Source organism: Kutzneria sp. 744, from assembly GCF_000568255.1.
GTDB lineage: Bacteria > Actinomycetota > Actinomycetes > Mycobacteriales > Pseudonocardiaceae > Kutzneria.
Window position 1 is genome coordinate 3,426,739 of the sequence record NZ_KK037166.1, and the last position, 21,682, is coordinate 3,448,420.

Below are 21,682 nucleotides of genomic sequence, written 5' to 3' on the forward strand. Positions count from 1 at the left end.
ACCAGCAGCAGCGCACGAAGAGCCGCCGCGCCTTCTACATCTGGATGGCGATCATCATCGTGCTGGCCGCGGCCATCGCCACCACGGCGTGGTGGCTGGGCTCGGGCCAGTGGGCGCAGGTGCCGACGGTGAAGGGCCTGCCGGCGGCCGCCGCTGAGCAGAAGCTCCAGGACGCCCATCTCCAGTTCACCGAGAAGAACGTGCACAGCAACGACGTGCCCAAGGGCACCGTGGCCGACGTGGCCCCCGGCGAGCAGCAGCAGGTCCGCCGCGGCTCCACGGTCGAGCTGAGCGTGTCGCAGGGCAAGCCGGTGGTGCCGACCGTGCCGCCGGGCGCCGACCAGGCCGTGGCCAACAAGCTGCTGGGCGACGAGGGCCTGCAGTCGCTGCGGGACGCCGGCAAGGACGACTTCAGCGACAACATCCCGGCCGGCAAGGTGCTCAAGCTGGTGCCCGACGCCGGCACCCAGGTCAACGTCGGCTCCGGGGTCGTCGTCGTGCTCAGCAAGGGCCCGGCCCCGAAGAAGGTGCCCTCGGTCGTCGGCCAGACGCACGACCAGGCCTTCCAGACGCTGCAACAGGCCGGCTTCGAGCCGGTGGACGGGCCCGGCGAGTCCAGCGACACCGTCGATCCCGGCAAGGTGATCCGCACCAACCCGCCGGCCGGCACCCAGATCGCCGGCGGCGGCAACAACCAGGTGACGGTGATCGTCTCCAACGCCGTGGTCGTGCCGGACCTGAAGGGCATGAGCGCCGACGATGCCCGCAACACGCTCAAGGCCCTCAATCTGGACATCGACGTGCAGGGCTTCTTCGGCGGCAAGAACGGCAAGGTCTTCGCCCAGGATCCGCCGCCCGGCACCCGGGTCAAGACCGGGACGAAGATCACCGTGCAGGTGTTCCCGTGACTAGACTCGGCTGATGATCGGGACTCGGGGACGCGTCACGGGGCGGATCGGCCCCGGGTTGGTCGGCGAGGTGATGATCGCCGTCCGGGGCGGGGCCGAGGCGTTCTACGCGCACCCGATCGAGCCGCAGGAGACGATCGAGCCGGGCGTTCAGGTGCTGGTGGTCGACTTCGACCCGCCCCGCACCGTCTACGTCGAACGCTGGCGCCCGCTGCTCGCCCCCTGACCGTCCCACTGAAACGGTGCCCCCCTTTCGGGTGAAGGGTGCGCCGCGCTATTGCCGTTGGGGTGCAACAAGAACCGCCTTCTCCGGATCGATCCCTAAGTGTGTGTCAAGTGACATATACGCGGAGGGAACCGAGGAATAGCGTGAGGCCTCCAAGGTGCGCCGGGAAGTCTGGTCGGCAACCACGACAAGGTCGTGGGGCGCACTGACACGCCCCGCGAGCAGAGGGGGCGTTTCAGAGAGATGAACGCGAACATATTGGCCATCATCGGCGCGGCTGTCGTCGCCGTCATCGTGCTGTTCATCATCCTGCGGGTGCTCTGGCGGGTGGCCGAGCCCAATGAGGCGATGATCATCTCCGGTCTCGGCGCCAAGAAGATCCAGGTCGGCGAGGACAGCCTCGGGTTCAAGATCGTCACCGGCAAGGGCACCCTGGTGCTGCCCGGCTTCCAGACCGCGCGCCGGCTGTCGCTGGACACGCGGTCGGCCGAGATCGTGGTGTCCTGCGTGACCAAGCAGGGCATTCCGGTCCGGGTGCAGGGCGCCGTGATCTACAAGGTGGGCGACGACTTCGTGTCCATCGCCAACGCCGCCCGCCGCTTCCTCGACCAGCAGAACGCCATGGACACCCGCATCCACAGCGTCTTCGCCGGCCACCTGCGCTCCATCATCGGCGCGCTGACCGTCGAGGAGCTCATCCGCGACCGCGAGCGGCTCACCGCCGAGGTGCGCAGCTCGTCGGCCAACGAGATGAGCAAGCTGGGTCTGGTCGTGGACTCGCTGCAGATCCAGGAGATCGACGACGCGTCCGGCTACATCGCCAACCTGGGCAAGCCGCACGCCGCCGCCGTCGCCGCGCAGGCCCGCATCGCCGAGGCGCAGCGGGATCAGGAGGCCACCGAGGCCGAGCAGGTCGCCGCGGCCAACAAGGCCTCGGCCTGGCGCGACAGCCAGATCAAGCAGTCCTCGTACCAGGCCGAGATCGACCAGGTGTCGGCCCGCACCAAGCAGGCCGGCCCACTGGCCGAGGCGACCGCCCGCCAGGAGGTCGTCGTGCAGGAGACCAGGGCGGCCCAGCTGGAGGCCGACCTGTCCGAGCAGCGGCTGCAGTCGCAGGTCCGCAAGCCGGCCGACGCCAAGGCGTACGAGACCAGGACCCTGGCCGACGCCGACCGCGACGCGCAGATCGCCAAGGCCCAGGCGCACGCCAAGGAGACCGAACTGCGCGCCGTGGCCGACGCGACCAGCGTCAAGGCGGCGGCGCTGGCCCAGGCCGAGGCGACCAAGGCCCGTGTGAGGCCGAGGCGTCCGCGACCAAGGCCAACGGTGAGGCGCAGGCCGCATCGGCTCGGGCGCAGGGTCTGGCCGAGGCGGAGGCCGCGAAGGCCAAGGGCCTCGCCGAGGCCGAGGCGATCAAGGCCCGCGCGGCCGCGCTGGCCGAGAACCAGGAAGCCGTTGTGGCGCAGGAGCTCGCCGAGAACTGGCCGGCCATCGTGGCCGCCGGCGCGCAGGCGTTCTCCAACGTCGACAACATGGTGGTGCTCAACGGCGCCGAGGGCGTCACCGAGCTGTTCACCAAGGCCCTGTCGCTGGGCGGGGCGGGCTTCGGCATGGCCCGTCAGCTGATGGACTCCATGCAGCTGGCCAAGCCGGTGTCCGAAAAGGCGGCAACCAACGGATCGGTGGACGACGACTTCGGGCTGTCGCTGCCGAAGTCGGAGAAGTAGCCGTAACGTCGGCTGTGTGAAGGGACTGGTACTGGGCGGCGGTCTGGCCGGCACGCTGGCCGCCGCCGCCCTCGCCTCGCACTGCGACAGCGTGGTCATCGGGAACGGGACCGGATGCCGTCGGGTCCCGAGCCGCGCAAGGGGGTGCCGCAGGGCCGGCACGTGCACAACCTGATGTCCAGCGGCGCCCGGGCCATCGACGACCTGCTGCCCGGCACGATCGATGCGCTGGAGGCCGCCGGCGGGCAGCGCATCGACGTGCCTCGCCGCTTCGTCTCGTACGTGCTGGGGCACGTGGAACCGGCGCTATCCCAGCAACCAGACCTTCGTGTCCGCCTCTCGGCCTCTGCTGGACTTCACCGTGCGGCAGCGGGCTTTCTCGTCCGGCCGTATCGAGCTCGTCGAGGGCACCGACGTCGTCGGACTCACCGGCGGCGCCGACCGCGTCACCGGCGCCGCCGTCCGGGACCGCGAGTCTCGGCAGACTCGGGAGCTGACCGCCGACTTCGTCGTCGATGCCACCGGTCGTTCCACCGCGACACCCGGTTGGCTCACCGACCTGGGCCTGCCGGCCCGTGCCCGAGAGCGCTTCGGGGTCGGCGTTAGGAGGAGCGCAATGTGGTTGACCTCATTATAGCAAAAGCTACTTTGGCCCAGGCCTGCTGATACTACAGTTGAGGACACGCCAATGTCTGTTCTACTGCCCAACGGCTGTGTAGTTATATCTGTGTACCCTGCTTTCCTTACGATGAACATGAGCGCCAGGTATGTTTAGGATACGGCGTCGGCATACCATTTTTCGGATAGTTGACCCAATGGAGGATTAGGTCCATTAGTGGGCGAGAAGTGCTATATGACAAGGACCCACTGTAATGATCTCGTACGACCTGGTTCAGCCTTGGCCCGAGGGTTTTGTCGTGGTCGGCGACGCCGCCAGCGCCTTCAATCCCGTTTACGGGCACGGCATGTCCGTCGCCGCCCGCAACGCACTGTCCGTTCGGAACGGTCTCCGCCGGCACGGTGACGCCGCCGGCGTCGCCCGCATCATCCAGGCCTCCGTCACCGCGGGTGGTCTCGACGCCTGGCAGCTCGCCGTCGGTCAGGACCTCCGGAGCCAGCAGCGCCTGGAGGGCCGCACCCCCGACCTCAAGTCCCGACTGCTGTACGCCTACGGCGACCGCATGGCCCGGGTCGCCCGTGGGCGGCAGGACCTGTTCGCGTTGCAACTGGACGTCTACACGCTTTCCTCCCCGACCAGCCGGGTGTTCTCGCCCCGCGCCGTGTTGGCGACGCTGCTCGGGCCGGTCGATCCGCCGCTGGCGGAGCCGCCTTTCACGGCGGCGGAGCAGTCGGTGCTGGCCTACTAGCTGCGGGCGTCGATGGCCGCCTGAAGGGACTGGGCATAGGCCTCGCTGGTCGCGGTGGCGCCGGAGACGGTGTCGATGCGGGCGCTCTGGGACGTGAGGGCCTCCTGACGGAGGGTGGGGGCGGCGGATTCGGCGATGCGCTGGCTCCGGCGGTCCGAAGGGGTCTCGACCATCTGGACGTCGGTGATGGTGCTGCCGCTGAAGGTCACCTGCACGCGGTAGGGGCCGAACTCGGTGTCGACCTCGGAGCCCGTGACGGTGCGGGTGGCGGACCCCGATGGAGCCGAGCCGGTGGTTGGGGAACTGCCGCTGCTAGCAGTGCTGGGTGTGCTGCCACCGCTAGAAGTGCTAGCGGCACCAGGAACGGTGGCGGTGCTCGGGTGGTAACGGAGCAGCGGCACGAGGCCGGCGGCGGTGAGCACCAGGGCTATGACGGCGCGGCGCATGGCGGGGAATCCCTTCGGGTCAGGCGGCGAACGCGAAGCGCTCGGCGTGGCACTGAGCGGCGGGCACGTCCAGGGCCCGCAAGGTGGACAGGACGGCGTCGGTCATGCCGGGCGGGCCGCACACGAAGACGTCCCGCTCCCGGACGTCGGGAACGAGCGAGGCCAGGTGGGCGGGGCTGAGCAGCGCGTCGTCGACGGGGCCGACGACCATGTGCAGCTGGGCGCCAGCGCGCTGGGCCAGGTGACGGAGTTCCGTGGCGAGAACCGTGTCCTCCCACTGGTTGGCCCGGTACACGGCAACGACATCCCCGCGCAGCTCCTCCAGGAGAGCGCGGATGGGCGTGATGCCGACGCCGCCGCCGATCAACAGGGCGCCCCGGCGACCGCGCCGGCTCGACGTGAACGAGCCGTACGGCCCCTCGGCGAAAACCCTTGTGCCGGGCCGAATCGTGCGCAGCCAGGAGCTGCCGTCGCCGAGGGCCTTCACGGTGATACGTAAGGAACGACCGTCGGGCATCGCGGACAGCGAGTACGGATGTGCCTCCCACCAACGATCCTTGGTCAGGAAGCGCCACAGGAAGAACTGCCCGGCCCGGACCGGCAGCTCGCCCAGACGCCGGCCGGTGATGTGCACCGACACGACGGTCGGCGACTCGGCGACCACCCGCTGGACCCGAAGCTGGTGACGAGCGTTGCGCCACAACGGAAGCAGCACCCTGGCCACCAGGATCGCCGCCAGGGCAAGGCCGTAGAGCGTCCACCAGTAGGCCGTCGCGATGGGTGAGCCGATGAAGTCACGGCCGATGGTGACCTGGTGCAGGAAGCCGAGAATCACCGCCAGGTAGGCGTACAGGTGCACGAAATGCCACGTCTCGTACCGCATCCGGCGACGCGCCGCCCGCGCCGAGGTCACGGCGACCCCGACGAGCAGGATCATCGCCACCGTCGCCTTGAGCACGTCGTCGGTGTCGAACACCAGCGTGCCCAACTCGTTCAGCACCGGGCTGCCGTCGCTCGCCGCGTAGCCCAGGGTGATGAACACGACGTGGGCCAGCAGCAGCCACAGCACCCAGAAGCCGGTCCACCGGTGCCACCGTGTCATCTGGTCCATGCCGAGGCCGCGTTCCAGCCAGGGCACGCGGGCGATCAAGAACAGTTGGAACACCAGCAGAAGCGCGCCGTACAGGCCGGTCGCACGGCCGAGCACGGTCAGCAGGTTGTCGTCCAGGCCGCCGTCCATCACGAGGATGTCGGTGACCCACAACGCGTTCAGGCCCAGCAGGGCCAGCAGCCATTGGGCCGTCGTCAGTCCACGGGCGCGGGCGGCGGTCGAAATCGCTGTCACGGATGCGAGTCTCGCCGCGCCAGGTCAGAGCTCTATCCGGGGAAGCTGTCGGTCAGCTGTGCGTGGAACTACTCATGCGCCGGCGGTCGCGCCCCCGCTACCGTCGGCGACATGCGGGGGCTCATCGTGAAGTTGGCGATCGTGGCGGCGGTCGCCGGGTCGATCGCGTGGCTGATGTGGCCTCGGGGCGCCGGCACCGACCAGACCGACCGTCAGGCCCGGGCCATCGCCGACGCCATCTCCTATCCGCGCCAGGCCGACGCCATGGGCTACGCCCATGCCGTGCTGGCTCTCAACCACGCCGGCGCGCAGGTCATGGAGGCCACCGACCTCCACCAGAAGGACCTCAAGGCGCCGCAGGTGCACCTGGTCATCCAGCTCCGCTACACCGACTGCGACAAGCCCACGATCTTCGGCTGCGGCGGCCGGGAGATCGACCGCACCGTCTGCTACGGCTTCGACCTGACCTACTACGCGGTGGTCAACGGCCCCTCGGTCGTCGACTGCCCGTAGCACGCCCCGATCGTCCCCGGCGTCGCCGCCCCGCACCACCATTCCGTACGGCACCGTCGGTGCTCTCAGCCTGCCGCCATCCCCCACCGACGCCCAGGTCAAGGCCGCCCAAGCCCACCGTCGACCCCAGACTAAGCTGGCCTGCCGGCCCCGCACTCGGACCGACCCCGTACTGAGGCCAACCCTTTGCTGAGGCCCCCGTTAAGGCCGACAGAACTGTCAGCCCCTCGTGCTTGGCTGTATATCGGGGGTGCTCAGAACGCCTTGAACAACGCTTCAGTCGGGATGCCGCCCAGCACGTGGTGCGCGATCAGCAGCCCCGGCAGCAACGTCGCCAGCAGCGTCGCGACCGCCTCGGGATCCTCGACGTCCCAGCGACCGGCCAGCGTGGTGAGGTCGGCCCGCAGCTCCGCGTGGAAGTCCCGGGCATGCTCGGCCAGCGACGGCCGGCGCAGCGCCTCGGCCCAGGCCTGCACGGCGATGCGCGACAGGTCGTCCGGCGGCTCCTCGATCATGGCCACGACCTCGGCGAGCAGCTGGGTCCTGGTCGGCGGCGGCCGCTGCCCGAGCAGCCGGTCGAACAGCTCGCGGAACAGCCGCATCGACTCCCGGCCGGCCGCGTCGATCAGCTCGTCCTTGCTCCGGAAGTACCGGTAGACGCCGCTCGCGGACAGGCCGCTGGCCGCGATCACGTCGTCCATGGACGTGGCGTGGAAGCCGTCGCGGGCGAAGCAGCGCCAGGCGCTGGTGAGGATGTGGCGTCGCCGCTGCTCTCGGCGCTCCTCGCTGATCCGGGGCACCGGCCCAGCCTAAACGGGAACGCTTCCTTGCGTTGGCCCGCTCGCCGGGCGTAAAAAGGAACGTACGTTCCCGCTTAGGAGGATGAGCATGCGTTCCGTGACGTTCGCCGGACTGCACCACCTCAAGCTGCCCGTCGGCGACCTCGCGGCCAGTGTCGAGTGGTACCAACGGGTTCTGCTCGCCACCGTGTTCCCCGAAGCCGACCATCACACGCCGGCCGGCGTGCTGTCCGCCCGGATGCTGCGCCTACCTGGCGTCGACACGTTGATCGAGCTGCGGCACTCCCCAACGACGGCACGGGCCGTACGGGACTACGACCCGATCACCCTTGCCGTGACAGGACTTTCCGAGCTCACCGCCTGGGTCGAGCACCTCGACCGCCTCGACGTGCGGCACTCCCCCGTGCTGCGCAGCATGATCGGCCACCTCGTCGTCGTGCCCGACCCGGACGGCGTGGCCATCCGCCTGCACACCTTGCCGTCACCCGAGCTGCGCCTCGATCCCACCCGGGCCGACTTCGACTCCCCATGGCTCACGCTTCCGTGACGCCGAACCAGGACGGCACCAGCTGCGCCAGCCGTTCCGGAGCGGTCATGAGGCGGATCTTCTCGATGCGGCCATCCTCGACAGTGAACGCCATCAGCACGAATGGGCGGCCGTCCGTGGTGATCAGGACGCCCGGAATGCCGTCGACCAGGGCCGGGTGACCCTGTGCGTTCGGGACGGCGCCGACGCTGGCCCGGTTGGCCACGTTCTGCGCCCCGCGGAAAACCGCCGGGCCGGCGTGCAGCTCGACCTCCGGCGCGAGGACGGCGAGGAGTCCGGCGACGTCACCTTTCCCCGATGCCGCAAGGAAAGCGTCGATCACGCCGCGAGCCGCCGCGTGGCTGTCCGCCGTCGGCGCGCCGAGCCGGATCCGGCCCCTGGCCCGGCTGGCCAGCATCTTCGTCGCCGCCGTGCTCCGGCCGAGGATCGCCGCGATCGCGTCGAAGGGCATCTCGAACACGTCGTGCAGCACGAACGACACCCGCTCGGCCGGCGTCAGCGCGTCCATCACCACGAACAGGGCGAGGCCCACCGAGTCCGCCAGCACCGCCTCGGTCTCCGGGTCGAAGTCGCCCGGCATCGTCCACAGCTCCGGCTCCAGCGGCTGTTCGGGACGGCTTCCCCGGCGCCGCAGGACGTCCAGGCAGATCCGGCCCGTCACCGTCGTCAGCCAGCCCCGCAGTTCGTCGATTCCCTCGCCGCCCGCGCGGGCCAGCCTCAGCCACGCCTCCTGCACCGCGTCGTCCGCGTCCGCATGCGACCCCAGCACCCGGTTCGCCATCGCGTGCAGATACGCCCGGTGGCTCTCGAACGCCCCCGCCAGCTCGTCCTCGGTCACACTCTTCCCCTCGCGCCCGGCCGTCCCGTCCCCACCACGACGCACCGCGCCCCCGAGAGGTAACACGTTACCTATCGCCGTTCCCCCACGTCGTGGTGCCGACAACGTCCATTCCGGGAGGAACACCGTGCCGTCTCGTCTTCACGACTCGTCCAGCCAGCCCGACATCACCGCCGGTATCCAGGAGCTGTTCAAGGCCGTCCACCGCGGCGGCGTGCCCCAGCAGGTGCTTGAACTCGTGCACCTGCGGGCCAGCCAGATCAACGGGTGCAGCGCCTGCACCGACGTCGGCGCCGGCAACGCCACCCGGGCCGGCGTCCCCGTCGAGAAGCTGTTCACCCTCGCCGCCTGGTACGAGGACCCCCGCTTCGACGACGCCGAGCGGGCCGCCCTCGCCCTCACCGAGGCCATGACCCGCCTCGCCGACCACCCCCGCGCCGTCACCGACGACATCTGGGCCGACGCCGCCAAGCACTACACCGAGGCCCAGCTCGCCTCCCTGGTGCTCATGGTCTCCCTGACCAACTTCTTCAACCGCATCAACACCACCTTCCGCGTGGAAGCCGGCGTGCGCTGGGGCTGAGTGCTGCGACCGGTGGGGGGCGCTCCGGAGCGCCCCCCACCGGCGTTTATCGAGTGCTGGCAGCCGTCGGCGCCGCATAGCATCACCGGCGTGATCGAACTCGCCCAGTTCGCCGCGGCCGTGCGCGCATGCGGGCCGCGGTGGGAACAATCTGGAATCCGCTGGCAGTTCACCTTCGGCCCCGTGCGCGAGAAGTCCGCCGCTCAGGTCGACTGTCAGAGAGGCACCCTGCTCGGCGAGCTCATCGTGTGGGACACCGGCGAGGCCGAACTCGCCGTCGCGGATGTGACGACCGACGTCATCGACCGGGTCCACCACGACCTGGCGAACGCGCAGGAACTCGTTGCCTGCCTGGACGATCTCACCGCCCGGCTCTTGCAACAGAGCTGAGCAAGACTTCGGTTTGGCAGGGACCCGCGGGGATCTTCGGTCGGGAGTAGCGAGCGCCGGCGATCCTCCGCCGGCGAAGAGCAGAGGCTGCCCGGCGCCGATGACCGTTGACGAGAGGGAATCGGCGACCGCCCAAGGCCAGTGATCCCCCACAAACGGGAACCGGCGACCGCTCAAGGCACCTGATCCCCGACAAGCAGAACCTGCGACAGCCCAGACCCAACGACCCCCACTGCGAGGGGAATCGGGGGCTCCTAGGGCCGGTGCGCCTCGGTGAGGGACTGCACCGTGGACAGGTAGCGGGCGTAGAGGTCGTCGAAGCGTTGGGGGTCAACGGGAGTGAACCGCCGGGCGACGCGGACGGTGGCGGCGAGGGCGGTGGGGAGGTCGGGCCAGGCGGCGATGCCGAGGCCGGCGAGGAGGGCGGCGCCGAGGGCGCCGGACTCGGTGGTGTCGGTGATCTCGATGTCCACGTCGAGGGCGTCGGCGAAGAGCTGGGGCCAGACGGAGCTGCGGGAGCCGCCGCCGGAGAGGCGGGCGGACGGGGCGGTGGGGAAAGCGGAGCGGAGGGCCTCGACGTGGGTGCGGTGGTTGCAGACGACGCCCTCGTACAGGGCGCGAAGCAGGTGGCCGCGGGAATGCCAACCGCGCATGCCGAGGAAGGAGGCCGAGGCGGCGGGGCCGTGAGGGGAGCCGTAGAGGAAGGGATGGAAGACGACGTCCGAAGGATCACCGGACACGGCAAGGATTTCGGCGTCGATCTGGTCGTGCGGGATGGGGCCGGTGACGGTGCGCAGGAGCCAGTCGAGGTTGGTGGCGGACGCGGGTGAGGTGGACATGTTGAGCCAGTGGCCGGGCGTCAGGAATCCTCGTGCCTGCCAACGGGGATCGACGGCCACGGAGTCGGAGATGACCTGGTTGATGCTGAAAGTGCCGGCCATCAGGGAAAGCTGACCGGCGTGGAGGACGCCGTCGCCGATGGCGGCGCCGTCGACGTCGTGGGCGCCGACGACAACGGGGGTGCCGACGGCGAGGCCGGTGCGCTCGGCGGCGTCCGAAGTGACAGTGCCGGCAATGTCGGAACAGCCGCGGATCGGGGGTAGCTTGTCACGCAAAGCGCTGAGACCCAACAACTCCAGGGCACGGTCGCTGTACTCGCCGGTCTGCACGTCGCAGAACGAAGCGCAGGCCTCGGTGCGGTCGGTGGCGATCTCACCGGTCAAGCGGAGCCGGAGCCAGTCCTTGCAGAACAAAAGCCAACGGGCCGATTCCATCACAGTCGGCTCGTGCCGCAACAAGTGTGCGGACAGGGCGGCGGGAGATCCCGCGAACGGCACCAAGCCGGTCAACGCCAACAGCTCGTCGAACAACGGGCGCCAACCGTCAACCTCGAAAGAAGCACGGGAATCCATGGCGGTGATGCCGGCCCGCACCGGACGTCCGGCGGCGTCGACGAGGTAGAGGCCGTCGTTGTGGCCGACGATGCCGACGGCCAGGATCGGACCGGGAGCGTCCACAGTGCACTGTCGGATCGCGTCGGCGGCGGCCGCCCACACGTCGTCCATGTCCCGCTCCACCCAGTGCGGACGCGGATTCACTGTGGGACAACGGGTCGAGCCCGAAGCGACCGGACGGCCGGCGAGGTCGAACAGGACGGCCTTGGTCGCGGTCTGGCCGGCGTCGACGCCGAGGAGGAGGCCGGTCACAGCGAAGCGATCCGTTCGGCGACAAGCCGCACCGAGGTGCGGGTGGCGTCGAGGGTGTCGCCGGCGTAGTGCGGAGTCAGGGTGACGTTGTCGAGCTTGCGCCACGGCGAATCTACCGGCAACGGCTCGTCGTCGTACACATCGAGCGCCGCGCCGGCGATGCGGCCGTCGGCCAGCACCTGGTACAGGTCGTCGTAGTTGACCAATCGGCTGCGGCCCACGTTGACGAAGTACGCGGTGGGTTTCATCAGCCCGAGCAGCTCGGCGCCGATGAACCGCTCGTTCTCGGGCGTGACGCGGGCCTGGAGGCTGAGGAAGTCCGACTCGGCGAAGAGCTCCGGCAGCTCGACGCGAGAAGCCCCGAACTCCGCCAGTTCCTCGTCGTAGACGAAGGGATCGTGCACGAGCAGCCGTGGCCCGAAGCCCCGGAGCTTGCCCGCCAGCTGCCGGCCCACGTAGCCGAAGCCGACGAGGCCGACGGTCGACGAGCCGATTTCCCTTCCGGGCGAAGGGAATTCCTTGCGCCAGCCACCGGCCTTGATCGACGCGTCGGCCCGGGCGATGTCCCTGGCCTCGGACAGCATCAGACCGATGGTCAGCTCCGCGACGGCGCTGGCGTTGCGTCCGGCCACGCCGAACACCTCGATGCCCCGCTCGCGAGCCGCCTCTTGGTCCACGTTTTCCAGGCCAGCACGGGCAACCACAACGGCCTTCAGGTGAGGCGCCGCGTCCAGGACCGCCTTCGACACCGGGGCGTAGTGCACGGCCAGCACCTCCGCGTCCCCCACCGCCTCGATGATCTCCGTCGGCGCCGGTACGGCGGCCGGGCCCTCCCACTCCATCCGCTGCTGGGCCGCGTGCTGCGCTGCCTTGTCGCCGGTCCACGCGACCGCCGTGATCGGCCCGAAGTCGGGGCCGCACACCTGTCGCAGCGCCGTGACGTAGTGCTCGGCAGGAATGAAGTGGTCACCTACCACCACTGTGCGCAACGAAGTCCTCCTTCACTCCACTCGCCGGCCGCCGTCGATGTTCTGGTGGACGCGTACCGCGGCCCGGTCCGCCGGCGTCACGGCCGGGGCATGGGTGCCGACATGGCGAACGGCCGCGGCGGCGTAGGCCAGGGCCTCGGTCAGGCCGCCGGCCAGGAAGCCGGCCAACAGGGCGTCGCCGGCGCCGACGGTGTTGCGTGGGCGATCGACAACGGCCTCGCCATGACGAGCCCCGGTGCCGTCGACCAGGACGGCGCCGTCGCCACCGAGGCTGACCAACACCGCCTGCGGGCCCTTGGACCGGAGGGCCCGAGCCGCTGAGACCACGTCGGCAAGCGTTTGCGGCCGCTGGCCCACCAACTCCGCCAGCTCGTCCAGGTTGGGCTTGATCAGCCAGGGCCGAGCGCCGATGACGGCCTTCAACGCCAGGCCCGAGGTGTCGACGGCGACCGGCCCGTCCGACCGCTCGACCAGCTCGGCGTAGAAGTCGGCGGGCAGGCCCGGCGGCAGACTGCCGCTCGCGGCGATCACGGAGCCGCCCGCGGCCAGGGTCATCGACAACAGCCGCCGCCGGTCCTCCGAGGACAGTGCCGGCCCGGGCTCGTTCACCTTGGTCACGGTGCCGTCCGGCTCCAGCAGGCTGACGTTGGTGCGCACCGCGCCGCCGATCCGCGCCACGTCGCACGGCACGCCGGCCGCCCGCAGCAGCTCCAAGAGCTGGTCGTCCGCCGGCAAGACCGCCTTGGCGGCGTGACCGTTCACCAGGAGCGCCTTCGCGACGTTCACGCCCTTCCCGCTCGCCTCCACCACCGGCGCCGCCGCGCGCAGCACCTCGCCGCGTACAAGCGCCGGGACCGCGAGGGTCCGGTCGATGGCCGGGTTGGGCGTGAGGGTGACGATCACAAGGTCACCCTTGTGCCCGCACAGGCCCGGCGTCCAGCGCGCCGAGGTCCAGATAGGCGGCGAAGGTGCCGAGCCAGTGGTCGGCGCCGTAGCCGTTGCCGAAGACGTAGCTCCAGCCGGCCGTGCGATGCAGCGAAGATGACGCCAGGGCAAGCGCGGTGTACCGGGCGGGCAGCGCCGGGGCCAGATCTCGCCAACACCACGAGCGGCTCAAGGCCAAGCCGGCCAGGTGCGACTGGTACGGGTCGGTGGGGTCGTCGACGACGATCGGCTCCCGCAGCGACGCCCAGCGAGGGGAGTCCAGGTCGGGCAGGAAGGCCGAGAACCACGCCTCGAACTCGGAAGGCGGCAGAACCCGGCGCATGAGGTCGGCCTCGACCAGCGCGGGCGACAGGAAGTCGTACGCATCGGGCTCATACGCGCCATAAGCGACGTCGCCGCCGTACCAGCGCCGAGCGGCGGACACGCAGCTGGCGGCCAGCTCCTCGTCACCGACGGCGCGAGCGGCGTCCAGGACCATGGCGGCGGCGTAGGCGGTGTTCTGGTGGGTGCCGACGCGCAGGGGTAGTCGGGTGTTGGAGATCCACTCGATCCAGTGACTCCGCAGCACTTCGGCCAGCGGACGCAGGGCGGCGGCCCACCGGAAGTCGGCCTGGCGAAGCTCCGCGTCGAGGGTCAGCAGCCAGGCCCAGCCGTAGGGACGCTCCCAGTGCCGACCGGCGTCGGAGGCGAAGAAGTCGGCCTCGACCTGGCAGTTCGCCGGGGTCAGCAGCTCGTCGAGCACCGCCCCGCCGTCGATCGGCAGCGACGGCAGCACGCGCCGTAACCGGACGATGAGCCAGGTCTGGTGCACGCACGAGTGCCAGTCGAACGAGCCGGCGAAGGCGGGATGCCGCACCCGCTGGGGCACGAGCTCCTCGTCGCCGGAGATCACATGCGTCCAGTGCACCGGATGGTCCCGCCGCACGTTGTCGACGGCGGTCCGGAGCAGGGCGAGCGCGTCGTGGGCGCTCAGGTCCGACACGGGTGCGGAGGTCATCGCCACATCCTTCCCGACGACGGCCGTGACCGACCCCACCGAGAACGGCGGATCCCGACCGATCATCGAAGGTCACCCCTTACCCTGGGGTCCGTGAACTGGACCGTGGACGTCCCGGTGGACACGCTGCCCGAGCTGCCCCCGCTGCCCCCCAAGCTGCGCCGGAAGCTGGACGACGCGCTGGCCCGGCCGGCCGCCCAGCAGCCCGAGTGGCCCAACCCCGAACAAACCAAGATGGCCCGCACCGTGCTCGAGAGCGTGCCGCCCATCACCGTGCCCGCCGAGGTCGACCTGCTGCGCAGCCGCCTGGCCGAGGTCGCCCGCGGGGAGGCCTTCCTGCTCCAGGGCGGCGACTGCGCCGAGACCTTCGCCAGCAACACCGAGCCGCACATCCGCGCCAACGTCCGCACCCTGCTGCAGATGGCCGTCGTGCTCACGTACGGCGCGAGCCTGCCCGTGGTCAAGGTCGCGCGTATCGCCGGCCAGTACGCCAAGCCCCGCTCCCAGGCCCTGGACTCGCTGGGCCTGCCGGTCTACCGCGGCGACATCGTCAACTCGCTGATCGCCACCCCCGAGGCCCGCGTCCCGGACCCCTCCCGCATGATCCGCGCCTACGCCAACGCCAGCGCCGCCATGAACCTGCTGCGCGCCTCGACCGCCACCGGCATGGCCGACCTGACCAAGGTCCACGACTGGAACAAGGACTTCGTCCGCACCTCCCGCGCCGGCGAGCGCTACGAGGCCCTGGCCGGCGAGATCGACCGCGGCCTGCGCTTCATGGCCGCCTGCGGCGTCCAGGACAGCTCCCTGCACACCGTCGAGATCTTCGCCAGCCACGAAGCGCTGCTCATGGACTACGAGCGCGCCATGCTGCGCCTGGATCTGGACCACAGCGGCGAGCACACCAAGCTCTACGACCTGTCCTCGCACTTCCTGTGGGTCGGCGAGCGCACCCGTCAGCTCGACGGCGCCCACGTCGCGTTCGCGGAGCTGATCGCCAACCCCATCGGGTTGAAGATCGGCCCCACCACCACGCCGGAGATGGCCGTCGAGTACGTCGAGCGGCTCGACCCGCACAACGTGCCCGGCCGGCTCACGCTGATCTCCCGCATGGGCAACCACAAGGTCCGCGACGTGCTGCCGGCCATCGTGGAGAAGGTCACCGCCTCCGGACACCTCGTGGTCTGGCAGTGCGACCCCATGCACGGCAACACCCACGAGTCGACCACCGGCTACAAGACCCGCCACTTCGACCGCATCGTCGACGAGGTGCAGGGCTTCTTCGAGGTGCACCGCCAGCTCGGCACCCACCCCGGCGGCATCCATATCGAGCTGACCGGCGAAGACGTCACGGAGTGCCTCGGCGGCGCCCAGGAGATCTCCGACGACGACCTCGCCGGCCGCTACGAGACCGCCTGCGACCCGCGGCTGAACACCCAGCAGTCCCTTGAGCTGGCCTTCCTCGTCGCCGAGATGCTCAGGCAGTGACCCGGCAGGTGGTCGGCGCGATCCTGGTCAGGGCCAGATAGGTCACGGTCGCGCCGATCACCACCATGAGGTCCAGGGTCACCACGCCCAGCACGGACCGCCACGTCGCCAGCGCGAGCAGGCTGGCCAGCCACGACACCAGCACGAACACGCGGGTGCCCTGGTAGAACCACCATTTGGCGCGCACGGTGTAGTGGGCCAGCAGCCCCCACCCGATGGTCGCGAGCGCCACCCACTCCAGCGTCATCGGCACGGAGTTCTGCGGCAGGAACGCGCAGAAGTCGTCGGGGGCCGAGAAGATCGCGGTGCCGATCACCGACAGTCCCGCGTTGCTGGCCGTGATCACCGCCAGCGAGAGCGCGAGCGCCGCCAGCAACCGGAGCGGGCGAACCCGTCCGGGCGTGCTGGTGGACAACTCGGTGGACATGGCGGTGCTCCCCCTGCGGCGGCTGGCGCGAGTCACGCTACCCACAAGGGAAACCCATCAGACTCGGAAAGATGTTGAAGGCGGCTTAGAGGACGCTGGGAACTTCCTGCCTGGTCAGGGCCCGATCAGCGGCAGTGCCGGCCACCGTGGCCGGGAGCGTGACCCGCAACCACGCGCCGTGTTCGTTCGGCTTCACGCCGGCGTGACCGCCGTGCGCGGCGGCGATCGCGGCGACGATGCTCAGGCCCAGTCCGCTGCCGTCGGCCAGCGCCCCGACGGCCCGGCTGCGCGAGGCGTCGCCGCGGAAGAACCGCTCGAACACCTTGTCCCGCTGTTCGGCCGAGATGCCCGGGCCCTCGTCCACGACGTCGATCACCTCGTGCTCGCCGTCACGGCTGATCCGCACCTCGGCCGGCGTGCCGGGCGGGGTGTGCGCCCGCACGTTGGCCAGCAGGTTGGCCAGCAGCTGGTGCAGGCGGGCCCGATCGCCCAGCACGACGTGGTCGCCGTCGTCGGCGACCAGCCGCACGGTCCGGGCGCAGTCGGCCGCCCGCGCGTCGCCGACGGCGGTCTCGGCCAGCGCCACCAGGTCGACCGGGCTGGACTCCAGCGGCCGGCCCTGGTCCAGCCGGGCCAGCAGCAGCAGCTCGTCGACCAGGGCGGCCATGCGCTTGGCCTCGTCCTCCACCCGCCGCATCGCGTCGGCCAGCGCCTCCGGGTCGTTCAGCGCGCCGTGCCGGACCAGCTGGGCGTAGCCGGTGATCGAGGTCAGCGGCGTGCGCAGCTCGTGGCTGGCGTCGGCGACGAACTGCCGCAGCCCGTCCTCGGCGGCCTGCCGTGACGTGAACGAGTGCTCAAGGCGGCCCAGCATCTGGTTCAGGGAGTTGCCCAGCCGGGCCACCTCGGTCGGCGAGCCGTCCACCTGCACACGGTGCGACATCTCACCGTCGGCAATGAGCTCGGCGGTGTCGGTCATCCGGTCCAGCGGACGCATGACGAAGCGGCTCACCCGCAGCGCCAAGACGGCGGCGAGGGCCAGCGCCAGCGCCGTCACCACGGCCTCGATGGCCACGAGCTGGTAGATCGTGGCCGCGGACAGCCGCAGCGACTGCGAGACCATCAGGTGCCGACCCTCGGGCAGCTCGCCGACCACGATCCGGAAGTCGTCGCCGCCGCTCACCGTGACCGGCGAGTGCTGGGTCTGGAGCGAGGTCAGCGTGGTCAGGGGCGGGATGGGCAGCCCGTTGGCCGCGCCGTACTGGTGCAGGACCTTGCCGTCGGCGCCCAGCACGGTGATCGCGCACAGGTCGTCGTTGGACTGGCCCATCTGCACCGAACCGTCCGGCCGGACCTTGTGCAGGGTCGACGACAACGCGTCGGCCACCTGGGTGTCGGTGCGCTTGAGCAGGTAGCTGCTCAGCGCGAACACGCCCACGACATCGGCCGTGAGCAGGCCGGCCGCGGTCACCGCGACCACCCCGACCAGCAGCCGGGACCGCAGCGACCGCAGGCGCAGCCAGCGCAGCAGCATGGTCACCGACCACCGGCGGGCACGGTGGATGCCCGCAGCAGGTAGCCCACGCCGCGCACGGTGTGGATCAGCGGATTGTCCTGGTCGTCGAGCTTGCGGCGCAGGTAGTAGACGTAGGTCTCGACGATGCTGGAATCGCCCTGGAAGTCGTAGTTCCACACCTGGTCGAGGATCTGCGCGCGGGACAGCACCCGGCCCGCGTTGGTCATCAGGTAGCGCAGCAGCTGGAACTCGGTGGCCGACAGCCGCACCAGCTCGCCGGCCCGCCACACCTCGTGCGTGTCCTGATCCAGCTCCACGTGCCCGACCCGCAGCCGGTTGCTCGGCGCCCGCTCCGTGCGGCCGCGCTTGAGCAGCACGTTCACCCGCGCCACCAGCTCGTCCAGGTCGAACGGCTTGGTCACGTAGTCGTCGCCGCCCAGGGTCAGGCCGTGCACCTTGTCCTCGCTGGCGTCCCGCGCGGTCAGGAACAGCACCGGCGCGTCGATGCCGGCCTCCCGCAGCCGCGTGCACACGCCGAAGCCGTCCAGGTCGGGCAGCATCACGTCGAGCACGATCACGTCCGGTCTGGTGGCCACCGCCTGCTCCAGCGCCTGCCGGCCGTTGGTCGCCGAGACCACGTCGAAGCCGACGAACTTCAGCGCCGTGGTCAGCAGGTTGACGATGTTGTGCTCGTCGTCGACGACCAGGATGCGGTGCTGGGCTGGTGGGGTGGACACCCCACCATTGAAGCAGGAGTGGCCGACAGCGGCCCCGGAGTCGAGGCTCCGGGGCCGCCTATGCCGGACAATCAGACGCTGTACTTGTTGACCGGCCAGGGCTTGGGGGTGGGCTCTCCCCGAAGGAACAGCATGCCCGGGGTGAAAATCCTCATCGTCGTTCCTCCTTCCGAGGAAATGGCACACACGTCCGCCCGGCAGGAATCGAACCTGCATTGCCGGCTTCGTAGACCGGTGTCGTGTCCGTTGGACCACAGGCGGGAATAGAGAGAGATGAAGGGAATCGGTCGGGCCGCGTGGGACAGGGCCTTGTCCGCCCGAAGGCGTGAGCACCAGGGCAGCGGCCGTCACCGCTGCGGCCGGCCCCGTTGCCGGCCCTGCCATGCACGTCACGTGACCCGACCGACCCAGGGCCGCGTCACCGTGACGGTGCGCAGGCCTCCCATCGGCCGAGCATCCGGGAGAATCCGTTGCTCGCCATGGACACAAGAATGCCCGGGTCTCGCGACCCGGGCAATCTATTTACGCTATGAGAGTTCCCGGCTTAACCGAAGAAAACCTCAGCCTCCTGCAGACGCTCCGCCGGAACCGTCTTCAGCTCGGCGGTGGCCTCGGACAGCTTCACCCGCACGATGTCGGTGCCCTTGAGCGCGACCATCACGCCGAAGTCGCCGTCGTGGATGGCGTCCACCGCGTGCAGGCCGAACCGGGTGGCCAGGACGCGGTCGTAGGCGGTGGGGGTGCCGCCGCGCTGCACGTGGCCCAGGACGACCGCGCGGGACTCCTTGCCGGTGCGCTCGGCGATCTCCTCGGCCAGCCACTGGCCGATGCCGCCGAGGCGGACGTGGCCGAAGGCGTCCTTCTCACCGTTGTGCAGCGACTCGGCGCCACCCTCGGGCATCGCACCCTCGGCCACCACGATGATCGGCGCGTACTGGCGCTCGAAGCGCCGCTGCGTCCACTCGACGACCTTCTCCACGTTGAACTCACGCTCGGGCACCAGGATCACGTTGGCGCCGCCGGCGATGCCCGAGTGCAGGGCGATCCAGCCGGCGTGGCGGCCCATGACCTCGACGACCAGCGCGCGGTGGTGGGACTCCGCGGTGGTGCGCAGGCGGTCCAGCGCCTCGGTGGCGATGTGCACCGCGGTGTCGAAACCGAAGGTGTAGTCGGTGGAGCCCAGGTCGTTGTCGATGGTCTTGGGCACACCGACGACCGGGATGCCGTCGTCGGTCAGCCGCTTGGCCACGCCCAGCGTGTCCTCGCCGCCGATCGCGACCAACGCGTCGATCTTGTGCTGGGCCAGCACCGCGCGGATCTTCTCGACACCCCCCTCTTCCTTGTAGGGGTTGGTGCGGGAAGAGCCCAGGATCGTGCCGCCGCGGGTCAGGATCTCCTCGACCTCGTCCAGACCCAGCTGCTTGGTCAGGCCTTCGATCGGGCCACGCCAGCCGTTGCGGAAGCCGATGACCTCCCAGCCGTGGGCCTCGATGCCCTTGCGGACAACGGCCCTGATCACCGCGTTCAGGCCCGGGCAGTCACCACCGCCGGTCAGCACACCGATGCGCATCTGCTTGCCTCTCTCACAGGTCGGATAGATGTGGCCGGCGTCACTGGCGACCGCGTGTTACGAGAGCGTGTCATGCCCTGTATCGGTGCAGCAAGGCACCCCCGGAATTCTTCCCAGGGCGGTCGTCACCGCACGGCGTTGCCCCGGCGCAGCCGCTCGGCCTCCATGGCCTTCCAGCGGGCCAGGTTGTGCCGGGCGTCGGCCAGCGCGTCATGGGCGTCCGCCGGCGGCTGCGGCAGCTTCGGCCGCCCCAGGTCGTCCCAGCGTTGCCGCAGGTCACGGGTGAAACGAGGCAGCTCGCGGGGCAGCTCGGGCATCGCGCCCCACAGCTGCGCCAGCGCCACGTGGTCGTACGCGGCGAACCACGCCCACAGCTCCGCGCTCTCGCCGTTGGGACTGACGAAGTTCAGCAGCTCCTGACGCAGCCGGCCCCGGCTCATCCACACCGGGCTGGCCGGCGGAGGCAGCTTGGGCAGCACGTTCTGGCGGACCCACTGGCCGGCCCGGTCCGGGTCGAACTCGGTGGACACGGCGTAGAACTCGCGGCCTTCCTCGTCGACAACACCGATCGACACCAGGTCGATGGTGCGACCGTCCTCGATGAACTCGCAATCGTAGAAAAACCGCACGCCGTGCAGCGTAGGCGGTTTGCCCGAAGGGGCCTCAGCTGGGCACCTTGTCGGCGGGAGCGGCGTCGGCCGGCAGGCGCGGCGCGGGGGTGGTCACCGGCTTGGCCTCCTTGAGCTTGGCCGCGTAGATGTCCACGTACTCCTGGCCGGACAGCTCCATCAGGTCGTACATGACCTCGTCGGTGATCGAGCGCTCGATGAACCGGTCGCCGTCCATGCCGTGGTAGCGGGAGAAGTCCAGCGGCTTGCCGATCTTGATCCGGATCGGGTACGGGTACCACATCTTGGAGCCGATCGGATTGGCCTTGTCGGTGCCGAACATGGCCACCGGGATGATCGGCACCCCGGCCTCCAGCGCCACCCGGGCCATGCCGGTCTTGCCCTTGTACAGGCGGCCGTCCGGGGAGCGCGTGCCCTCCGGGTAGATGCCGACCAGCCCGCCCTCCTTGAGCAGGCGCACCAGCGTGTCGAGGGCGCCCTGCGCCGCCGCCGCGCCCGAGCGGTCGATCGGCACCTGGCCGACGCCGGTGAAGAACAGCCGCTTGAGCGCGCCCTTGACGCCCTTCTGCGTGAAGTAGTCGCTCTTGGCCGGGAACGTGATCCGCCGCGGCACCATCAGCGGCAGGAAGAACGAGTCGGAGACGGCGAGGTGATTGCTGGCCAGCAACGCGCCGCCGGTCTCGGGCACGTTCTCGAGGCCCTCGATCCTCGGCCGGAAGAACAGGCGCAGGACGGGCCCCAACAGGACGTACTTCATCACCCAGTACAGCACCGCGGCGTGCGCCTCCTCATGCCGATCCTGAGCGGATCAGCCTACGGAGCGGCGGCCGGTCGGCACAACGAGCAACGCCACGCTCGGCCAGGCGGGCAGATAGTGATCGACGGAACGGCCCTTTCACGCGCACTCGTGCGAGGATGGAGTGACCACGCTTGTGGAGGCCGGGTGACTGGGCGAGGCAACACCGATGGACCGGAGGACGTCGACGCGGCG

At 70.1% G+C, this 21,682-nt stretch carries 24 protein-coding genes and 1 tRNA gene; 10 read left to right on the forward strand and 15 right to left on the reverse strand.

Annotated elements, in window-relative coordinates; genetic code table 11:
* The 5 genes from KUTG_RS15225 to KUTG_RS15245 form a co-directional block, all read left to right on the forward strand.
* A partial coding sequence (locus tag KUTG_RS15225; protein ID WP_198047174.1) for a Stk1 family PASTA domain-containing Ser/Thr kinase occupies positions 1–908 on the forward strand: 908 nt, incomplete at its 5' end.
* A gap of 13 nt (positions 909–921) precedes the next feature.
* Positions 922–1,134 carry a hypothetical protein gene (locus tag KUTG_RS15230; RefSeq protein WP_043717528.1) on the forward strand — a complete coding sequence of 71 codons (213 nt, stop codon included), beginning with the start codon at positions 922–924 and terminating at the stop codon, positions 1,132–1,134.
* A gap of 243 nt (positions 1,135–1,377) precedes the next feature.
* Positions 1,378–2,760 carry a flotillin family protein gene (locus tag KUTG_RS15235; protein ID WP_232240810.1) on the forward strand — a complete coding sequence of 461 codons (1,383 nt, stop codon included), beginning with the start codon at positions 1,378–1,380 and terminating at the stop codon, positions 2,758–2,760.
* A gap of 429 nt (positions 2,761–3,189) precedes the next feature.
* Complete coding sequence (locus KUTG_RS53470; protein ID WP_052394570.1) at positions 3,190–3,498, forward strand: NAD(P)/FAD-dependent oxidoreductase; 309 nt, start codon at positions 3,190–3,192, stop codon at positions 3,496–3,498.
* Positions 3,499–3,733: 235 nt separating this feature from the next.
* The gene (locus KUTG_RS15245; RefSeq protein ID WP_043717529.1) at positions 3,734–4,228 is read left to right on the forward strand and encodes a hypothetical protein; all 495 of its coding nucleotides are present in this window, start codon (positions 3,734–3,736) and stop codon (positions 4,226–4,228) included.
* Here the strand turns inward: KUTG_RS15245 and KUTG_RS15250 are convergent.
* Both KUTG_RS15250 and KUTG_RS15255 read right to left on the reverse strand, forming a co-directional pair.
* The gene (locus KUTG_RS15250; protein WP_043717530.1) at positions 4,225–4,674 is read right to left on the reverse strand and encodes an FMN-binding protein; all 450 of its coding nucleotides are present in this window, start codon (positions 4,672–4,674) and stop codon (positions 4,225–4,227) included. The two genes, KUTG_RS15245 and KUTG_RS15250, sit on opposite strands and share 4 nt — an antisense overlap.
* A gap of 19 nt (positions 4,675–4,693) precedes the next feature.
* Complete coding sequence (locus tag KUTG_RS15255; protein ID WP_052394572.1) at positions 4,694–6,019, reverse strand: ferredoxin reductase family protein; 1,326 nt, start codon at positions 6,017–6,019, stop codon at positions 4,694–4,696.
* 111 nt (positions 6,020–6,130) lie between these two features.
* Here KUTG_RS15255 and KUTG_RS15260 point away from each other — a divergent pair, with 111 nt between their 5' ends.
* Positions 6,131–6,532 carry a hypothetical protein gene (locus tag KUTG_RS15260; RefSeq protein WP_043717531.1) on the forward strand — a complete coding sequence of 134 codons (402 nt, stop codon included), beginning with the start codon at positions 6,131–6,133 and terminating at the stop codon, positions 6,530–6,532.
* A 254-nt stretch (positions 6,533–6,786) separates the two neighbouring features.
* On the opposite strand, the gene KUTG_RS15265 is transcribed toward KUTG_RS15260, so the two are convergent.
* On the reverse strand, positions 6,787–7,332 hold the full coding sequence (locus KUTG_RS15265; RefSeq protein WP_052394574.1) for a TetR/AcrR family transcriptional regulator: 546 nt from the start codon (positions 7,330–7,332) through the stop codon (positions 6,787–6,789).
* An 88-nt stretch (positions 7,333–7,420) separates the two neighbouring features.
* Here KUTG_RS15265 and KUTG_RS15270 point away from each other — a divergent pair, with 88 nt between their 5' ends.
* Positions 7,421–7,879 carry a VOC family protein gene (locus tag KUTG_RS15270; RefSeq protein ID WP_198047175.1) on the forward strand — a complete coding sequence of 153 codons (459 nt, stop codon included), beginning with the start codon at positions 7,421–7,423 and terminating at the stop codon, positions 7,877–7,879.
* Here KUTG_RS15270 and KUTG_RS15275 read toward each other — a convergent pair.
* Positions 7,866–8,717: a sigma-70 family RNA polymerase sigma factor gene (locus tag KUTG_RS15275; RefSeq protein WP_043717533.1), complete on the reverse strand. Its 852-nt coding sequence runs from the start codon at positions 8,715–8,717 to the stop codon at positions 7,866–7,868. The genes KUTG_RS15270 and KUTG_RS15275 overlap by 14 nt on opposite strands.
* Before the next feature lie 127 nt (positions 8,718–8,844).
* Between KUTG_RS15275 and KUTG_RS15280 the strand changes: the two genes are divergently transcribed.
* Positions 8,845–9,300: a carboxymuconolactone decarboxylase family protein gene (locus KUTG_RS15280; RefSeq protein ID WP_043717534.1), complete on the forward strand. Its 456-nt coding sequence runs from the start codon at positions 8,845–8,847 to the stop codon at positions 9,298–9,300.
* 90 nt (positions 9,301–9,390) lie between these two features.
* Complete coding sequence (locus KUTG_RS15285; protein WP_043717535.1) at positions 9,391–9,690, forward strand: hypothetical protein; 300 nt, start codon at positions 9,391–9,393, stop codon at positions 9,688–9,690.
* 254 nt (positions 9,691–9,944) lie between these two features.
* Here the strand turns inward: KUTG_RS15285 and KUTG_RS15290 are convergent, their stop codons facing one another.
* Genes KUTG_RS15290 through KUTG_RS15305 form a run of 4 tightly spaced genes read right to left on the reverse strand, consistent with a single transcriptional unit; the run spans position 9,945 to position 14,327 of the window.
* Positions 9,945–11,396, reverse strand: coding sequence for an FGGY-family carbohydrate kinase (locus KUTG_RS15290; RefSeq protein WP_052394577.1), 1,452 nt, complete (start codon positions 11,394–11,396; stop codon positions 9,945–9,947).
* Entirely contained in the window at positions 11,393–12,376 is a 984-nt protein-coding gene (locus KUTG_RS15295) for a 2-hydroxyacid dehydrogenase (protein ID WP_232241453.1), read from the reverse strand. Before KUTG_RS15295 ends, KUTG_RS15290 begins: the two co-directional genes overlap by 4 nt.
* 21 nt (positions 12,377–12,397) lie before the next feature.
* A complete protein-coding gene (locus tag KUTG_RS15300; RefSeq protein WP_043717536.1) occupies positions 12,398–13,288 on the reverse strand; it encodes a 1-phosphofructokinase family hexose kinase in 891 nt (296 codons plus the stop codon).
* A 4-nt stretch (positions 13,289–13,292) separates the two neighbouring features.
* Positions 13,293–14,327 (reverse strand): DUF2891 domain-containing protein, encoded by a 1,035-nt coding sequence (locus tag KUTG_RS15305; RefSeq protein ID WP_043729467.1) that lies wholly within the window; start codon positions 14,325–14,327, stop codon positions 13,293–13,295.
* A 93-nt stretch (positions 14,328–14,420) separates the two neighbouring features.
* Between KUTG_RS15305 and KUTG_RS15310 the strand changes: the two genes are divergently transcribed.
* On the forward strand, positions 14,421–15,815 hold the full coding sequence (locus KUTG_RS15310) for a class II 3-deoxy-7-phosphoheptulonate synthase (protein ID WP_043717538.1): 1,395 nt from the start codon (positions 14,421–14,423) through the stop codon (positions 15,813–15,815).
* On the opposite strand, the gene KUTG_RS15315 is transcribed toward KUTG_RS15310, so the two are convergent.
* The 7 genes from KUTG_RS15315 to KUTG_RS15345 form a co-directional block, all read right to left on the reverse strand.
* Positions 15,805–16,242, reverse strand: a complete 438-nt coding sequence (locus KUTG_RS15315; RefSeq protein ID WP_043717540.1) for a hypothetical protein — start codon at positions 16,240–16,242, stop codon at positions 15,805–15,807. The two genes, KUTG_RS15310 and KUTG_RS15315, sit on opposite strands and share 11 nt — an antisense overlap.
* An 85-nt stretch (positions 16,243–16,327) precedes the next feature.
* Complete coding sequence (locus tag KUTG_RS15320) at positions 16,328–17,773, reverse strand: sensor histidine kinase (RefSeq protein WP_052394583.1); 1,446 nt, start codon at positions 17,771–17,773, stop codon at positions 16,328–16,330.
* A gap of 2 nt (positions 17,774–17,775) precedes the next feature.
* Positions 17,776–18,492, reverse strand: coding sequence for a response regulator transcription factor (locus KUTG_RS15325; RefSeq protein WP_043717542.1), 717 nt, complete (start codon positions 18,490–18,492; stop codon positions 17,776–17,778).
* A gap of 189 nt (positions 18,493–18,681) precedes the next feature.
* Positions 18,682–18,753, reverse strand: a tRNA-Arg gene (locus KUTG_RS15330).
* Between the two features lie 283 nt (positions 18,754–19,036).
* Positions 19,037–20,062: a 6-phosphofructokinase gene (locus KUTG_RS15335; protein WP_043717545.1), complete on the reverse strand. Its 1,026-nt coding sequence runs from the start codon at positions 20,060–20,062 to the stop codon at positions 19,037–19,039.
* 125 nt (positions 20,063–20,187) lie between these two features.
* Entirely contained in the window at positions 20,188–20,691 is a 504-nt protein-coding gene (locus tag KUTG_RS15340; protein ID WP_043717547.1) for a polyadenylate-specific 3'-exoribonuclease AS, read from the reverse strand.
* 34 nt (positions 20,692–20,725) lie between these two features.
* Positions 20,726–21,463, reverse strand: a complete 738-nt coding sequence (locus KUTG_RS15345) for a lysophospholipid acyltransferase family protein (RefSeq protein WP_052394585.1) — start codon at positions 21,461–21,463, stop codon at positions 20,726–20,728.
* Positions 21,464–21,682: the final 219 nt, after the last annotated feature.

Excerpts from the sequence above, each read along its gene's own strand:
- KUTG_RS15245 (WP_043717529.1), top strand. The coding sequence starts at position 3,734 with ATGATCTCGTACGACCTGGTTCAGCCTTGGCCCGAGGGTTTTGTCGTG.
- KUTG_RS15270 (WP_198047175.1), top strand. The coding sequence starts at position 7,421 with ATGCGTTCCGTGACGTTCGCCGGACTGCACCACCTCAAGCTGCCCGTC.
- KUTG_RS15250 (WP_043717530.1), bottom strand. The coding sequence starts at position 4,674 with ATGCGCCGCGCCGTCATAGCCCTGGTGCTCACCGCCGCCGGCCTCGTG.
- KUTG_RS15230 (WP_043717528.1), top strand. The coding sequence starts at position 922 with ATGATCGGGACTCGGGGACGCGTCACGGGGCGGATCGGCCCCGGGTTG.
- KUTG_RS15320 (WP_052394583.1), bottom strand. The coding sequence starts at position 17,773 with ATGCTGCTGCGCTGGCTGCGCCTGCGGTCGCTGCGGTCCCGGCTGCTG.
- KUTG_RS15335 (WP_043717545.1), bottom strand. The coding sequence starts at position 20,062 with ATGCGCATCGGTGTGCTGACCGGCGGTGGTGACTGCCCGGGCCTGAAC.
- KUTG_RS15315 (WP_043717540.1), bottom strand. The coding sequence starts at position 16,242 with ATGTCCACCGAGTTGTCCACCAGCACGCCCGGACGGGTTCGCCCGCTC.
- KUTG_RS15235 (WP_232240810.1), top strand. The coding sequence starts at position 1,378 with ATGAACGCGAACATATTGGCCATCATCGGCGCGGCTGTCGTCGCCGTC.
- KUTG_RS15305 (WP_043729467.1), bottom strand. The coding sequence starts at position 14,327 with ATGACCTCCGCACCCGTGTCGGACCTGAGCGCCCACGACGCGCTCGCC.
- KUTG_RS15260 (WP_043717531.1), top strand. The coding sequence starts at position 6,131 with ATGCGGGGGCTCATCGTGAAGTTGGCGATCGTGGCGGCGGTCGCCGGG.